This is a genomic window from Falsigemmobacter faecalis (assembly GCF_003863335.1).
In the GTDB taxonomy this organism is placed as follows: Bacteria; Pseudomonadota; Alphaproteobacteria; order Rhodobacterales; family Rhodobacteraceae; genus Wagnerdoeblera; species Wagnerdoeblera faecalis.
Map to the genome: position 1 here is coordinate 86,253 of NZ_RRAZ01000014.1, position 13,597 is coordinate 99,849.

The following is a 13,597-nucleotide window of genomic DNA, read 5'->3' on the forward strand; positions in this document are numbered from 1 at the left end:
CAACCGAGCGATTCCGTTACTTGATAGACAAAATCTATCAACTGCCGCTCTGGACCCCGGCTCCCGCCCGATTATGATCGCGTCAGATTTCGAAGGAATGCGATTATGCCCTATCATCCCGACCGCCGCCTGCCGATTGAGGGCGCTTTCAACCTGCGTGATCTGGGGGGCTATGCCCTGCAGGGCGGCGCGGAAACCCGCTGGGGCCAGGCTCTGCGGGCGGATGGTCTGGGGCGGCTGACCCACGGCGATATTGATCTGCTGCTCGCGCGCGGCCTGCGCCGGGTGATCGATCTGCGCGCCCCCGCCGAGGCCCGGCAGCATCCCGGGAAACTCAGCGGGATCAGTGGCATAGAGGTGATCAACCTGCCGCTTTACAACGATCTCGCCCCCATGCGTGAGATCACGGACCCCGAGCCTTTGCCCGGGTTTTACCGCAATATCATCGCCGCGCGCGGCGAAATGGTGGCCGAGGTCTTCCAGGCCATCGCAGAGACCGGCGAGGGCGCGGTGATGTTTCACTGCACCGCCGGGAAGGACCGCACCGGGCTGATCGCCGCGCTCTGGCTGGCGCTGGCGGGGGCGGAGCGTGAGGTGATCCTTGCGGATTACGCCCTGACCGGCGAGCTGATCCCGGGCCTGATTACACTTTTTAACGCAGATCTTGCCGCGCGGGGCATCGATCCTGAGCTGATCCGCCCCATGCTCGGCTGCGAACCCCACTACATGGAGGAGGCGCTGGAGTTTATTACCACCACATATGGTGATATTCCCGCCTATCTGCGCGAGATCGGGCTGAGCAGCGACGTGCTGACGACCCTGCGCGGACGGCTGGTCTCAGCCTGAGGCCAGCGCCAGACCGTCGACCACAGCGGTAAAGACCTCGGAGCGGTGCAGCGCCGCCCCGGGGCAGACCTCGCGCGCTTCCTCAGCGACAAGCCCCAGCAGGCTGGAGCCGCCGACCAGCACCACGGTGCCGATCTCAGCCGGGGCCACGCCCGCTTTCATCAGCACCTGCCAGAGCGCCGCGCGCAGATCCTGGCGGTACAGCGACAGCGCCGCATTCAGGCTGCCGGGCGTGATGCGCGCCGCAAGGCCGCGTTCAACCATGCCCATCGCGATGACGGCATCCGGCTCGGCCGCATTGGCTGCGATCTTGCCGCGCTCGACCGAGAACGCCAGATCATGGCCGCTCTGATCCTCAATCACCGCGCCCAGACGGCGCATTTTTTCCGGCTCGACGGCATGGCGGACCATGTCTTCGACCAGGCGTTCGGTCTCGCGGGTGTAGAGAAAGGGGATCATCGCCCAGGTCGAGAGATCGACATAGATCCCGTTCGGCACCGGCAAAAGCCCCTCGCCAAAGCTGCGCTTCAACTGCCCGCCAAGGCCCAGTTCCGGCATGGCGTGATGCATGGAGACCGCATGATCAAAATCCGTCCCGCCAAGGCGCACACCATGCGAGGCGATGATCTCAACCCCGGCCTCTCCGGCACGGTAGACCGAAAAATCCGAAGTACCGCCGCCGATATCGACGATCAGCCCCAGGGTGGCAGGCTGCCCCATGCTCTGGCAGGCATGGGCGGCGGCTTCGGGTTCATACATGAAATCAACGGCTTCGAATCCGGCGTCGAGATAGCAGGCGCGCAGATCGGCCTCAGCCTGGGCGTCCCGCTCGGGGGCATTGGTGTGAAAATGCACCGGACGGCCTGAGAGGGCACGGGTAAAACGCAGCCCGCTTTGCGCCTCAGCCCGGGCTTTCACTTCCGCCAGAAAGCCCGTGATGATCTGCGCCACCGAGCGGCGTTTGCCGCCGATCAGGCGCGGCTCATGCAGCAGCGGCGTGCCGAGCACCGATTTCAGCGCCCGCATATAGCGGCCCTCTTCGCCGTCGATCAGCGCCTCTGAGGCGGCCTCGCCGATCTTCATCGCGCCGCCTTTGGCGGGGAAAAAGACGGCCGTCGGCAGGGTGGCCGCGCTGCCTTCCAGCGGCAGGCGCGTCAGTTTGCCCTCCAGCAGCACAGCCGCAGCCGAGTTGGAGGTTCCGAAATCGATGGCAAGGACGGGACCGGTCATGGCGCGCTCCGGGCTTTGGGGGAGTGGCCTCGTAGCCGATCCCCCGCGCCCCCGCAAGCGGCCTCAGCCCGCAAAACGCCAGTCGGCTGCGTTCAGCGCCGTGGCCGGGACCTCTCCGCGCAAGGCGGTCAGGACCGAATCGACCGCGCCGAGGACCACACGCTGCAGCGCCTCTTCGGTGCTCGCGCCCAGATGCGGCGTGAAAATCACCTGATCGAACCCGCCCAGCGGCCCCTGGGGCGCGCCATGTTCATAGACATCAAGCCCGGCACCGCCGATGCGGCCATCGGCCAGCGCCTCGGCCAGCGCCACCTCATCCACCAGACCGGCGCGGCCGACGTTCACCAGAACCGCGCCAGGCTTCACGCCCGCCAGGCTCTCGCGCCCGATGATATGACGGGTCTCAGGACGCAGCGGCGTGTGCAGCGAGATCAGATCGGCGCGGGCCAGCCCCTCCGCAAGGCTCGCCACTTTCTCAAAACCCTCGGTGTCGGTGACCCGGGGAGAATGCACCAGGATCTCCATTCCGAAAGCGCGGTGCAGGATCCGCGCGGTATCGCGACCGATCACGCCAAAGCCCACGATCAGCGCGGCCTTGCCGGAAAGCTCTGAAAAGACGGCACTTTCCCGAAAGCCTGCTCGCCCCGCACGCTCCCAGGCATCCGCCGCAGGAAGGCGGCGCGCCGCCGAAAGCGCCAGCCCCACCGCCAGCTCCGCCACCGAGCGCGCATTGGCGCCGGGGGTATTGGCGACCAGAACGCCCCTGGCAGAGGCCGCCACTTTATCCACCGCGTCATGGCCCGTGCCATGGACCACCACAACCCGCAGCCTGTCCGCCGCGGCAAAGGCCTCAGCCGTCAGCCCGGCATCGCGGGTGATGACCGCATCACAACCCGGCAGCGCCGCCGCCACATCCGACATCCCAGGCGAAGCGGGAAAGACCGGCTCGACGCCCTGCGCACGCAATTTTGCAAGCCCGACTTCATGGACAGGCTGGACGATCAGGCATTTCATTTTCATTCCCCGGGGCTTTCTGCGACTCGCGCGCAGGCTGTCACAGCGCGAATGCATGTGAAAGAGCGCCCGAAGGCGCAAACTCCCGCCTGCCCGAAATTCAGGCACAGCGCAGGCAGGCCTCGCGGAAAGCGCTGATTGCGGGGGCACGCGTGCTGTGGCTTTGACAAAGCAGCCCCAGATCCCGCGCCATGCCGCCCGGCAGCGGCAGCCGCGCGACCTGCAACCCCTCGGGCCAGGGCGGGGCAAAATCGGGCAGGACCGAGACCCCAAGACCGCGGCTGACCAGCGCCAGAATGGCATCAAGCGCGTCAAGCTCCAGCCAGTCACGCGGGGCAAATCCTGCGCTGCGCAGCCATTTCTCAGCCAGCTGCCCGCCCCACTGGTTGCGGTCATAGCGGATAAAGGGCTGATCTTTCAGCAGATCCTCAACGGACTGCCCCGCCAGATCCTGCGGCACCACCAGCACCAGCGGCTCAGAGCGCAGGGTGATAAAGCCCGCCGATTTCGGGATCGCAAAGGGCGGGCGCAGGATCAGCGCGGCGTCCAGCTCCCCCTCAATCACCGCATGATAAAGATCGACCGAAGAGCCGGGCCGGATGAAATAATCCACCTCCGGCCAGCGGGTCCGCATATCCTCCAGCACCGCCGGAAGCTGGCTGGTCAAGGCGGTGGCAATCGCGCCAAGGCGCAGCTGCCCCGCCGGCACATCCTGCGCGGCCGCCGCGCGCAGATCCCGGGCCGCCTCCAGCAAGGGGCGCGCCCGGATCAGAACGGCATCCCCCGCCGCCGTGGGCCGGGTGTGGCGGCCCACCCGCTGCACCAGCGGGCGACCCAGATCGCTTTCAAGCGCCCGCAGCCGCTGCGCCAGGGCCGCAGGGGTCAGGTTCAGCCGCCGCGCGGCCCCCGCAATAGAGCCGCAGTCAGCCACGGCCACGAATGTTTCCAGAAAGCGCAAATCCATAAGATAGATTTTCTATCTTCTGAACGCAGGAAAAGCGAGATTTTCCGGAGTCTCAATTGCCGATAAACCCGCAGTCAGCAGAATCTGAGGAAGCGCCCCCATGTCCGTCGAACAGAAATTTCAAAAGCTTGCCACCGACAACGCCCCCGGCCAGGAAGTGCGCCAATCCTCTGAGGGTCTGGCCGAGGTGACGCGCGGCGACAAACTTGCGGGTCGCGTGGTCGATTTCTCGCATGGCGATGTCGATGCGCATCCGCCGACTCCGGGCAGCTTTGATCTGTTCTCGGCCGGGTTTCAGGCGGGCGGCTCGCAGGCCTATACCGAATATCGCGGCGACCAGAGCATCCGCGATCTGATCGCGCCGCGTCTGGCCGAATTCACCGGCGCGGGCGTTGATGCCCAGGACGGGCTGATGATCACCACGGGCACGCAGGGCGCGCTGTTTCTGGCGATCGCGGCCAATGTCGGGCGCGGCGATAAGGTCGCCATCGTGCAGCCCGATTATTTCGCCAACCGCAAGCTGGTGGAATTCTTTGAAGGCGAGATGATCCCGGTTCAGATGGATTATCTGAACGCCGGTGAGGCGGAGGCCGGTCTTGATCTGAACGGTCTGGAAGCGGCCTTTAAGGCCGGGGCGCGGACCTTCCTGTTCTCCAACCCCAACAACCCGGCGGGTGTGGTGTATTCCGCAGCCGAGATCCGCGCGATTGCCGATCTGGCGGCGCGTTATGATGCCGTGGTGATCGTCGATCAGCTGTACTCGCGGCTGCGCTATTCCGGGGTCAGCTATACCCATCTGCGCGCCGAAGCCGCGATGAACCCTGACAATGTCATCACCATCATGGGGCCGTCGAAAACCGAATCCCTCTCGGGCTTCCGTCTGGGCGTGGCCTTTGGTGCGCCGCGTCTGATCGCGCGGATGGAGAAGCTGCAGGCCATCGTCGCGCTGCGCGCGCCGGGCTACAGCCAGGCGGTGCTGCGCAGCTGGTTCGCCGAAGAGCCGGGCTGGATGGAGGCCCGCATCGCCGCCCATGAGGCGATCCGCGATGAGCTGCTGTCGGTTCTGCGCCAGTGCGAAGGCGTCAGCGCCCGCACCCCGCGCGCGGGCAGCTATCTCTTCCCGCAGATGCCGGAACTGGCGGTCAGCCCCGGCGATTTCGTGAAGCTGCTGCGCCTGCAGGCCGGGGTGGTGGTGACACCGGGCACCGAGTTCAGCCCGCATACCGCCGCCAGCCTGCGGCTGAACTTCAGCCAGGATCACAAGGCGGCTGTTGCGGCGGCGGAACGGATCACCGAAATGGTCAATCGCTACCGCCGTTGAGGCAGCGCCTCTCTGCCCGGGCCGGTCGCGCCCGGGCAGCGTTTTGAAATCGCTTCGTTTCTCTGAAAGACCCCGATGTCACATTCCCTCCTCGCCCTCGTCACCCGCAGCTCTGACGCCGAGGAGGACCGCTGGCTCGCGCATCTGCGCGCCGCCATGCCCGGCGAAGAGATCCGCTCGCTGCGCGGGCTGAGCGAGGATGAGCGCGCCAGGGTGGATGTGGCCATCGTCGCCAATCCGGATCCGGCGGATCTGGAGTTGCTGCCCAATCTCAAATGGGTGCACAGCCTCTGGGCCGGGGTGGAGCGGCTGGTGGCCGAGCTGCAGGGCTTCACCGCCCCTGTGGTGCGGCTGACCGATCCGGAACTGGCGCGCAATATGGCCGAGGCGGTGCTGGCCTGGACCTATTATCTGCAGCGCGACATGCCCGCCTATGCAAAGGCGCAGCGCGAAAAGACCTGGGCGCCGCGGCCCTATGTGAAACCCTCGCAGCTGCGGGTCGGGCTTCTGGGGCTTGGCAAACTGGGCGGCCGGGCGGCAGAGCGGCTGCTGGATGCGGGCTTTCAGGTCTCGGGCTGGTCGCGCAGTCTGAAGAGCCTTGCAGGCGTCACCTGCCATGCCGGAGAGGCGGGGCTGAGCGAGATGCTGGGAGAGGCCGATATCCTTGTCTCGCTGCTGCCGCTGACGGCGCAGACCCGCGGGCTTTTGAATGCCGCGCGCTTTGCGCAGATGAAGCCGGGCGCGCAGATCATCAACTTCGGCCGCGGCCCGGTGATCGACGATGAGGCCCTGCTGGCGGCGCTGCGCAGCGGACAGATCGGCCATGCGGTGCTCGACGTCTTTGCGGTCGAGCCGCTGCCGCCGGAGCACCCCTATTGGAGCACCCCGGGCGTCACCGTTCTGCCGCATATCTCAGCCGAGACCGACCGGGTGACCGCCTCGGCTCTGGTGGCCGGAAATATCGCCGCCTGGCGCGCCGGCGGGCAGCTGCCTGAGACGGTGGATTTCGCCGCCGGCTACTGAGCGGCCTTTGCCGTAACGTCAGCCTCTGCCGGGCGCTTCGGGCGGACGGCGGGGGCATTCTGCTTATAATTTGCGCTGGATTTATGGTGATCCCCGGATAAGCTGACCGCATGTTTCAGGGAGGAAACCTAATGGACAGACGTTCGTTTCTGACGAAATCGGCTGCGCTTGGCGTGGGCGCATCGGCTGCGGCCCTTGCCACCCCCGCGCTGTCGCAGGGCCGCCAGCAGTGGCGCATGGTCACAACCTGGCCGAAGAACTTCCCCGGTATGGGCGTAGGCGCCCAGCGTCTGGCCGATCGCATCACCGCGGCGACGGATGGCAAGCTGTCCATTCAGCTTTACTCGGCAGGCGAGCTGGTGCCCGGCCTGCAGGCGCTGGATGCGGTCATCGACGGCAATGCCGAGATGAGCCACGGGGCCTCTTATTACTGGCAGAATAAATCCCAGGCGCTGAACTTCTTTACCGGTGTTCCCTATGGCATGACCTCGCGCGAGCTGACGGCCTGGGTGCACCATATGGGCGGCCAGCAGATCTGGGATGAGGTCTATGACCAGTTCGGCGTGCAGGGGTTCCTTTCGGGGGATACGGGGACCCAGGCGGGTGGCTGGTTCCGCAATGAGCTGACCGGCGTCAAAGACATCCAGGGCCTGCGCTTCCGCACCCCGGGTCTGGGCGGTCAGGTCTGGCAGAAACTCGGCGCGACCGTGACCAACCTCGCGGCGGGCGAGATCTTCCAGGCCTTCCAGTCGGGCACCCTTGATGCGGCGGAATTCGTGGGTCCGCTGAACGATCTGGCGCTTGGTTTCTATCAGGTGACCAAGAACTACTATTTCCCGAGCTTCATTGAGCCGGGTCTGGCGACCGAACTGGTTGTGGATAAGACCAAATTCACCGCGCTGGATAAAGGCACCCAGGAGATCATCCGCTCGATCTGTCAGGCGGAATATGACATGGTGGCGGCAGATTTCGCGGCCAATGACCCGCGCGCGCTGGCAACCCTTGTCAATGAGCATGGTGTGCAGGTGAAACGCTTCCCCGAGGAGATCATGGAAGCGGGCGCGGTGGCTGCGAAAGAGATCCTGACGAACCTGCTCGATTCCGGCGATACGCTGACGAAGAAAACCGCTGAGAGCTTTATCGCGGCCTTCAATGTGGTGCGTCAGAAGACCGAAGGCACGGATTCGCTTTATCTGCAGGCGCGGGAGAAATACTTCCACCTCTGAGATCAGAGGCTTTGAAAACGGCAGCGGCCCGGGGTGTGAACCGCCCCGGGCCGTTGTGTTTCCGGTGACCCCGGGGAGGGCTGCCTGCCCTCCCCGGACCCCGCCCGGGAGTATTTTTAAAAGCCAAAGTCAAAGAAGAAGGCCCGCCGCTGGGGCGGGCCTTCCGGCGTTATTTATAGATCCAGCCCGGCAGCCAGGTGGCGAGGCCGGGGAACATATAGACCATCAGCAGCGCGCAGAGCTGCACGCCCACGAAGGGGATCACCCCGCGGTAGATCATGCCGGTGGTGACCGAGGCCGGGGCCACGCCGCGCAGATAGACCAGCGCGAAGCCGAAGGGTGGCGTCATGAAGCTGGTCTGCAGGTTCACCGAGATCATCACCCCGAGCCAGACCGGATCGACGCCCATGTGCAACAGCACCGGGGCCGTGACCGGCACGACGATGAAGATGATCTCGAAGGTGTCGAGGATGAAGCCGAGCACAAACATCAGCGCCATGACGACGAAGATGGCCATGCCGGTGCCGCCCGGCAGCGCGTTAATCATCTCATGAACGAGGTTTTCGCCGCCCATCATCCGGAAGACGATGGAGAAGACCGCAGCCCCAAAGAGGATGACAAAGACCATCGAGGTGATGACGGCCGTTGAATAGACGCATTCTTTCAGCACTTCAAAGGTGAAGCGGCGGCGCAGGGCGGCGAGCACCATGGCACCCACGGCGCCCACCGAGGAGGCCTCGGTCGCGGTGGCAATGCCGCCGAGGATCGAGCCGAGCACCGCCACGATCAGCGCGAGCGGCGGGACCAGCGCGACGATGATTTCTTTGAAGAGGCCCTTTTTCTCTGCCGCGGGCACCGGGGTCGCCGGGCAGGACTTCGGGTCGATCATTGCTTTGATGATCAGCCAGCCGACATAGAGCGTGATCAGCAGCAGCGAGGGCACGATGGCCCCGGCGAACATATCACCGACCGAGACGGGTTTGGGTGAGAAGTTGCCTTTGGACATCTGCACCTGGGCGTTGATGCCCGAGAGCATATCGCCCATGAAGATCAGCACCGTCGAGGGCGGCACGATCTGCCCGAGGGTGCCTGAAGCACAGATGACGCCGGTGGCAAGACGCGGGTCATAGCCCGCGCGCAGCATGGCCGGCAGCGAGATCAGGCCCATGGTGACCACGGTCGCGCCCACGACGCCGGTCGAGGCCGCCAGCAGCGCGCCGACCAGCACCACGGAGAGGCCGAGGCCGCCGTTGATATTGCCAAAGAGCTTGCCCATGGTGGTCAGAAGCTGCTCGGCGATGCGCGAGCGCTCCAGCATGACGCCCATGAAGATGAAGAGCGGCACCGCCACGAAGACCTCATTGGTCATCGTGCCTAAGTAGCGGTTGGCGATGGAGCCGAAGTTCGACGGGTCAAAGGTGCCGAAATGCCAGCCCACCATGCCGAACATGAGAGAAACCCCGGCGAGGGTGAAGGCCACCGGGAAGCCCAGCATCAGAAAGCCGATGATGCCGAAAAACATAACGCCGGCGAGGATCTCGCCAATCAGGACAGGATCCATGCCGCTCACTCCCCGTGTGTCTTATAGCGCAGATGCGGTGGCAGCAGATCCTCGCGCCCCGCGAGAACCAGGATCGAGCGGGCCGCCATGGCGATGCCCTGCAGCGAGACAACCACCACGAAGACCAGAATAAAACTTTTCAGGAGATAAAGGCCCGGCATGCCTCCCACATTGGCCGAGCCCTCCATCAGACGCCAGGAGCGCAGGATGTAATTCCAGCTGTAGCTGTAGACGACCCAGCAGAAGGGCAGCAGAAAAAGCAGCACCCCCATCAGATCGATCATCGCCTTGCGGCGCAGAGGTGCCGGGGCGTAGAGAATATCCACCCGCACGTGATCGTCACGCAGCAGCGCATAGCCTGCCACAGCGGTAAACATGAAGCCGTTGATCCAGACATAAAGGTCCTGCATCCACAGAATGGATGTGGCGAAGACATATCTCTGAACAACGACGGTAAAACAGACAATCACCATCGCCAGCGAAAGCCAGGCGAAGGTCTTGCCGATCACGAGATTCAGCCCGGATATAATCCGGACCAGCGCGGCCAGTAGCTGCATATATTTACTCCCTCGGAGTGCTCCGTAGAGCCAAAATGCACAGCCTCCGGCTTTCCTCCAAGAAAAAACGGGAGTGCTGTGATCTGCCCTTACGCAACTTTCTTAATGCCCGGCGCAGGTGGGTCGGGAGATCGAGGGAGTTTTAAATAAATTCAAACGGTTGCCGGATTTACCAGCTTTTGGGACGGGTGCGGTCCAGTTCCGGCGAGATCGGGATGAACTCCTGATCGTCGCCCGGCGGCAGGGTAAAGGGGCCCTTTTGCCAGTCGGCACGCTTCCAGGCTTCTTTCGCTTCTTCGATCCGGTCTTTGGAAGAGGAGACGAAATTCCACCAGATATAGCGCTGCTCATTGAGCGTGGCGCCGCCCAGCGCCATCAGGCGGGCCCCGCGCGGACCGGCCTTGACCGAGATGCGATCGCCGGGGCGAAAGACCATCATGCGGCCCGCCTCAAAGGTCTGGCCTGCGACCTCAATCTCGCCTTCGGTCACATAGATGCCGCGGTCTTCGTGGTTATCGGGCAGCGGGAAGGGCGCGCCCGGCTGCAGCACCACATCAAGATAGAAAGTCTCGCTTTGCATGGTGACCGGACTGCTGGTCCCGTAAGCCGAGCCGAGGATCAGCCGCGCTTCGGCGCCGCCATCGGAGAGCATGGGCAGCGCGCCCTTTTTGTGGTGCTCAAACTCGGGCGCCATCTCTTCGCGGTTTTCCGGCAAAGCGATCCAGGTCTGGATGCCGAAAAGCTTTTGCCCCGGGCGGGCGCGGTCTTCGGGGGTGGTGCGCTCGGAATGGGTGACACCTTTGCCGGCGACCATCCAGTTCACCTCACCTGGCTCAATCATCTGCTGGGTGCCCAGGCTGTCGCGGTGCTCAAACTGGCCCTGATAGAGATAAGTCACCGTGCCAAGGCCGATATGGGGATGCGGGCGCACGTCGATGCCGCCTGCGGTCAGAAATTCTGCCGGGCCCATCTGGTCGAAGAAGATAAAGGGCCCGACCATCTGCCGCTGCGGTGCGGGCAGCGCGCGGCGCACCTCAAAACCGCCAAGGTCATGCGCGCGGGGGATGATCAGCGTTTCAATCGCGTCATCGCCGGTGACGGAATCGCCCGGCTTATGGGTGGGGTTCCAGCTCATCTCGCGTCCTCCTGGCCTGGGTCTGGAGGACAGTTAAGCATTGTCGGGCGGGTCTGACTATGCCCGCCCGCGCACAGCCTCCGTTCAGCGCAGCACAAAGGGGTTGGCAGGCCCCGCGCCATAATCCATCCAGACGGCCTTGGTTTCGAGATATTCATGGATCGCCGCCTGCCCGCTTTCGCGGCCCTGGCCGGAGTTTTTGAACCCGCCGAAGGGCGACATATAACTGACGGTGCGGTAGCAATTGGTCCAGATCATGCCCGCGCGCAGCTTTTTGGCGGCGCGGAACATGCGGGCCTGATCCTGGGTCCAGACCCCGGCGGCCAGACCATAGGGGGTGTCATTGGCCATCGCCCAGGCATCTTCCTCAGTGCGGAAGGTGATAATGGAAAGAACGGGGCCGAAGACTTCGGTCTGTGCGATCTCCATCTCATTGGTGACATGGGTGAAAACCGTAGGCTCAATAAACCAGCCGTCGCCGCATTCCGGGCGCGTGGCACGGGTGCCGCCCATGACCAGCTTTGCGCCGCCCGATTTCGCAATGCCAATGCAGTCAAGGATGCGGGCGAACTGCGGACGGGTCGTCACCGGCCCGACCTGGGTGTCAGGGTCCAGCGGATCGCCCATGCGGGCCTGTTTCGCCATGGCGGTGAACTGCGCCACAAAAGCGTCATGCAGGCTTTCGTGGATGATCACCCGCGAGCCCGCGATACAGGTCTGCCCGGTTGCCGCAAAGATGCCCGAGACCACGCCTTTCACGGCATTCTCAAGGTTCGCATCCTCAAAAATCACCTGAGCGGATTTCCCGCCCAGCTCCAGCGTCAGCCGCTTGAAGGTATCGGCAGCGCCTTTGGCGATCATGCGGCCCGAAGCTTCGCCCCCGGTAAAGGCGATCTTATCGACGCCAGGGTGGTTGGTCAGCGCCGCCCCGCAATCGGGGCCAAAGCCGGTCACCACATTGATGACACCCGGCGGAAAGCCCGCCTCTTTCACCAGTTTCATCAGTTCAAGCGTGGAGGCGGAGGTGAATTCTGAGGGCTTGATCACCAGGGTGCAGCCCGCCGCCAGCGCAGGGGCCAGCTTCCAGGTCAGCAGCAGCAGCGGCGAATTCCAGGGCGTGATGGCCGCGACCACCCCCACCGGCTCATGGCGGGTATAGGTGAACATATCGGGCTTATCGATCGGCAGCACCGCGCCCTCGACCTTATCGGCAAGGCCGCCGAAATAGTAAAACCACTGCGGAAGATAGCCACATTGGCCGCGCATCTCGGCCCAGAGCTTGCCATTGTCGCGCACCTCTGCCAGCGCCAGCTGGTCCGCATCCCGCGCGATCAGATCGCCGAATTTGCGCAAAAGCGCGCCGCGCGCGGTGGGATGCATCTCGGCCCAGGGACCGCGCTCAAGTGCGGCCCGGGCGGCTTTGACGGCGCGGTCAACGTCTTCTTCACCACAACGCGGCAGGGTGGCCCAGACCTTCGCGGTGAAGGGATCTTCGCTCTCAAACCGCGCGCCTGAGGCGGCATCGACCCAGTCGCCGTTGATGAAGGCCTGATAGGCATGGATCTGATCGTCGCGCTGTTGCATCAGAGCGCCTCCTCAAAGGTGATGACCTGGCGGATCGCCTCGCCATGGTGCAGACGGTCAAAACCCTCATTGATCTCTGAGAGCTTAATCTGATGGGTCATCAGCTTATCGACCGCCAGTTTGCCGCGCCGGTAAAGCCCGAGGAAACGCGGAATATCCCGCGACGGCACGCCCGAGCCGAGGTAGCTGCCGCGCAGGGTCCGCTCTTCGGCCACCAGCGCCAGGGGCGAGATATTCAGCACCGCCGAAGGATTCGGCAGACCCGCCGTAATGGTGGTGCCACCGCGCCGCGTCATGGCGAAAGCCGCCTCCAGCGCCCGGGCCGATCCGGCAAATTCCAGCGCCGCATCCACGCCGCCTGAGGTGGCCTCTTTGATCTTTGCCGCAAGATCGGGGTCCTGAGCCTCAAAGACATGGGTGGCGCCCAGCTCCTTCGCCAGGGCCAGTTTAGCGGGCAAAGTGTCAACGGCGACAATGGTTTCCGCCCCCCCCGCCGCCGCGCCAAGGATCGCCGCAAGGCCCACGCCGCCCAGACCCACCACGGCGGCACGCCCGCCAGGTTGCACCGCGCCCATATTGAACACCGCCCCCGCCCCGGTCAGCACCGCACAGCCCATCAGCGCCGCAATCGGCAAGGGCAGATCGCGGTCGACCTTCACAAGGCTGCGGCGTGAGATCACCGCATGGGTGGCATAGCTCGACACCCCGGTCATATGGCTGACCGGCCGGCCATCCCGCGACAGGCGCGTCCCGCCGCCCAGCATCTCGCCCCGGCCATTGGCCGCAGCGCCCGGCTCACAAAGCGCGGGACGCCCGGCCTGACAGGGCCCGCAATGCCCGCAGGAGGGGACAAAGACGAAGACCACATGATCGCCCACCACCAGATCGGTGACGCCCTCGCCAAGGACTTCGACTACCCCCGCGCCCTCATGGCCGAGCACCATGGGCACCGGACGCGGGCGATCGCCATTAATAACGCTGAGATCGGAATGGCAAAGCCCCGCGGCTGCCACCCGCACCAGAACCTCACCGGGTTGCGGCGGGGCCAGATCCAACTCACAGATCGTCAGCGGACGGCTTTGTGCATAGGGACCGGGGCGGCCGATCTCCTCCAGAACGGCTGCGGTGATTTTCAT

12 protein-coding genes are annotated in these 13,597 nt (G+C 64.5%); 4 read left to right on the forward strand and 8 right to left on the reverse strand.

The genetic code is table 11. From position 1 onward, the window contains the following. Window positions 1-105 precede the first annotated feature (105 nt). Entirely contained in the window at window positions 106-846 is a 741-nt protein-coding gene (locus EG244_RS11175; protein WP_124965076.1) for a tyrosine-protein phosphatase, read from the forward strand. Here the strand turns inward: EG244_RS11175 and EG244_RS11180 are convergent. From EG244_RS11180 to EG244_RS11190, 3 genes are all read right to left on the reverse strand, one after another. Beyond that, window positions 838-2,076: an Hsp70 family protein gene (locus EG244_RS11180; protein WP_124965077.1), complete on the reverse strand. Its 1,239-nt coding sequence runs from the start codon at window positions 2,074-2,076 to the stop codon at window positions 838-840. The genes EG244_RS11175 and EG244_RS11180 overlap by 9 nt on opposite strands. 63 nt (window positions 2,077-2,139) lie before the next feature. Beyond that, window positions 2,140-3,090: a hydroxyacid dehydrogenase gene (locus EG244_RS11185; RefSeq protein WP_124965078.1), complete on the reverse strand. Its 951-nt coding sequence runs from the start codon at window positions 3,088-3,090 to the stop codon at window positions 2,140-2,142. Between the two features lie 100 nt (window positions 3,091-3,190). Continuing rightward, window positions 3,191-4,054, reverse strand: a complete 864-nt coding sequence (locus EG244_RS11190; RefSeq protein ID WP_124965079.1) for a LysR family transcriptional regulator — start codon at window positions 4,052-4,054, stop codon at window positions 3,191-3,193. A gap of 100 nt (window positions 4,055-4,154) precedes the next feature. Here EG244_RS11190 and EG244_RS11195 point away from each other — a divergent pair, with 100 nt between their 5' ends. The 3 genes from EG244_RS11195 (at window position 4,155) to EG244_RS11205 (ending at window position 7,624) form a co-directional block, all read left to right on the forward strand. Then, complete coding sequence (locus EG244_RS11195) at window positions 4,155-5,375, forward strand: pyridoxal phosphate-dependent aminotransferase (RefSeq protein ID WP_124965080.1); 1,221 nt, start codon at window positions 4,155-4,157, stop codon at window positions 5,373-5,375. A gap of 75 nt (window positions 5,376-5,450) precedes the next feature. Beyond that, a complete protein-coding gene (locus tag EG244_RS11200; RefSeq protein ID WP_124965081.1) occupies window positions 5,451-6,398 on the forward strand; it encodes a 2-hydroxyacid dehydrogenase in 948 nt (315 codons plus the stop codon). A gap of 131 nt (window positions 6,399-6,529) precedes the next feature. Next, the gene (locus EG244_RS11205; protein ID WP_124965082.1) at window positions 6,530-7,624 is read left to right on the forward strand and encodes a TRAP transporter substrate-binding protein; all 1,095 of its coding nucleotides are present in this window, start codon (window positions 6,530-6,532) and stop codon (window positions 7,622-7,624) included. Window positions 7,625-7,793: 169 nt separating this feature from the next. Here the strand turns inward: EG244_RS11205 and EG244_RS11210 are convergent, their stop codons facing one another. The 5 genes from EG244_RS11210 to EG244_RS11230 all read right to left on the reverse strand — a co-directional run bounded on the left by EG244_RS11210 (window position 7,794) and on the right by EG244_RS11230 (window position 13,597). Beyond that, a complete protein-coding gene (locus tag EG244_RS11210; RefSeq protein WP_124965083.1) occupies window positions 7,794-9,185 on the reverse strand; it encodes a TRAP transporter large permease in 1,392 nt (463 codons plus the stop codon). Between the two features lie 5 nt (window positions 9,186-9,190). After that, on the reverse strand, window positions 9,191-9,742 hold the full coding sequence (locus EG244_RS11215) for a TRAP transporter small permease subunit (protein ID WP_124965084.1): 552 nt from the start codon (window positions 9,740-9,742) through the stop codon (window positions 9,191-9,193). Between the two features lie 169 nt (window positions 9,743-9,911). Beyond that, complete coding sequence (locus EG244_RS11220; RefSeq protein WP_124965085.1) at window positions 9,912-10,877, reverse strand: pirin family protein; 966 nt, start codon at window positions 10,875-10,877, stop codon at window positions 9,912-9,914. A gap of 84 nt (window positions 10,878-10,961) precedes the next feature. Continuing rightward, entirely contained in the window at window positions 10,962-12,461 is a 1,500-nt protein-coding gene (locus tag EG244_RS11225; RefSeq protein ID WP_199737937.1) for an aldehyde dehydrogenase, read from the reverse strand. Further along, entirely contained in the window at window positions 12,461-13,597 is a 1,137-nt protein-coding gene (locus EG244_RS11230; protein ID WP_124965086.1) for a zinc-dependent alcohol dehydrogenase family protein, read from the reverse strand. The genes EG244_RS11225 and EG244_RS11230 overlap by 1 nt, the downstream gene beginning before the upstream one ends.

Excerpts from the sequence above, each read along its gene's own strand:
- EG244_RS11225 (WP_199737937.1), bottom strand. The coding sequence starts at position 12,461 with ATGCAACAGCGCGACGATCAGATCCATGCCTATCAGGCCTTCATCAAC.
- EG244_RS11230 (WP_124965086.1), bottom strand. The coding sequence starts at position 13,597 with ATGAAAATCACCGCAGCCGTTCTGGAGGAGATCGGCCGCCCCGGTCCC.
- EG244_RS11210 (WP_124965083.1), bottom strand. The coding sequence starts at position 9,185 with ATGGATCCTGTCCTGATTGGCGAGATCCTCGCCGGCGTTATGTTTTTC.
- EG244_RS11195 (WP_124965080.1), top strand. The coding sequence starts at position 4,155 with ATGTCCGTCGAACAGAAATTTCAAAAGCTTGCCACCGACAACGCCCCC.
- EG244_RS11205 (WP_124965082.1), top strand. The coding sequence starts at position 6,530 with ATGGACAGACGTTCGTTTCTGACGAAATCGGCTGCGCTTGGCGTGGGC.
- EG244_RS11185 (WP_124965078.1), bottom strand. The coding sequence starts at position 3,090 with ATGAAATGCCTGATCGTCCAGCCTGTCCATGAAGTCGGGCTTGCAAAA.
- EG244_RS11190 (WP_124965079.1), bottom strand. The coding sequence starts at position 4,054 with ATGGATTTGCGCTTTCTGGAAACATTCGTGGCCGTGGCTGACTGCGGC.
- EG244_RS11200 (WP_124965081.1), top strand. The coding sequence starts at position 5,451 with ATGTCACATTCCCTCCTCGCCCTCGTCACCCGCAGCTCTGACGCCGAG.
- EG244_RS11220 (WP_124965085.1), bottom strand. The coding sequence starts at position 10,877 with ATGAGCTGGAACCCCACCCATAAGCCGGGCGATTCCGTCACCGGCGAT.
- EG244_RS11215 (WP_124965084.1), bottom strand. The coding sequence starts at position 9,742 with ATGCAGCTACTGGCCGCGCTGGTCCGGATTATATCCGGGCTGAATCTC.
- EG244_RS11175 (WP_124965076.1), top strand. The coding sequence starts at position 106 with ATGCCCTATCATCCCGACCGCCGCCTGCCGATTGAGGGCGCTTTCAAC.
- EG244_RS11180 (WP_124965077.1), bottom strand. The coding sequence starts at position 2,076 with ATGACCGGTCCCGTCCTTGCCATCGATTTCGGAACCTCCAACTCGGCT.